General features: G+C 69.1%; 2 protein-coding genes. One reads left to right on the top strand and one right to left on the bottom strand.

All coding sequences use genetic code 11. The features are described from left to right. Positions 1–351, top strand: a 351-nt coding sequence (locus tag ACLD7X_RS17155; protein WP_411424901.1) for a GcrA family cell cycle regulator, incomplete at its 5' end; no start/stop codon positions are given. A gap of 3 nt (positions 352–354) precedes the next feature. On the opposite strand, the gene ACLD7X_RS17150 is transcribed toward ACLD7X_RS17155, so the two are convergent. Then, on the bottom strand, positions 355–917 hold a 563-nt coding region (locus ACLD7X_RS17150; RefSeq protein ID WP_411424900.1), incomplete at its 5' end, for a hypothetical protein.

Here is a 917-nt window from a genome sequence, read left to right as displayed (position 1 = left end):
CGGATCGTCACGCCGGCCTCGCCCGGACTGCCGCCCCGCACGATCGCGATTGTCCCGGTCGCTGCGCCGTCCCCGGCGCCGCTCGCCGCGCGCCCCAGCCCGCGCCTCAGCGACGATGTGGCCACCGTCGACGTGTTGGGTCTGAAGCCCGGCATGTGCAAATGGCCGGTGGGCGACCCCGGCTCGCCCGGCTTTGGCTTCTGCGGCAAGCACACCGCCGACGGCAAGGTCTATTGCGAGGAGCATGCGGCGGTCGCCTACCAGCCTGCGGCGCCGCGCAAGAAAACCCGCCGGGACGAGGATGTGGCGGCCGCAGAGATCCGGCGCTACGCCCGGCTTGCGTCGCTCTAGAGCCTAGGCCACCGCCGCGTTGAGTGGGGCCACGCGCAGTTTCTGCAGGGCCTCGCGCACATACATGGCGTGGATCACGATGCCGATCTCGAGGCGCTCTTCGGTCAGGACGACCTGCTGGGCCAGCATGCCGGCGATGAACTGGGCGTTTTCGAACTCCAGCGATCCCGCCCGCCGCCGCGCCCGCTCCGCCATATAGACTGGCCCGCCGCTGTTGCCTGCAAAGACCGCGAAATCCATCAGGAAGGTGGGATACTGCGTGGGCGGGGACAGAGGATAGGAGGCGATCCGGCCGGACCGCAGGATCGGAAAGCCCGCGTCATTGGCCGTAATCCCTTTGGGATAGCCCAGGCACAGAAACTCGTCGCCGGGCCGGATATCATTCATCGCGAACGTGTCGACATCGGCGAGCATCGTGATGTCGATCGCGGCCGCCTCGGCATGGTCCGGCGGCGTCACAGGGATGACGGCGATGTCGCGCTGGCCATGCTCGGTGTAAAGCGGGGCGAGATCCGGCGCGCGCACCGCGAGCGGCCGGGCTTCGCGCGACCAGACGCCATCGTCGC

The sequence above is a fragment of the Aphanothece microscopica RSMan92 genome, from assembly GCF_046613545.2.
In the GTDB taxonomy this organism is placed as follows: Bacteria; Cyanobacteriota; Cyanobacteriia; order PCC-6307; family Cyanobiaceae; genus NIES-981.
This window is presented reverse-complemented; position numbering and strand designations above follow the sequence as displayed.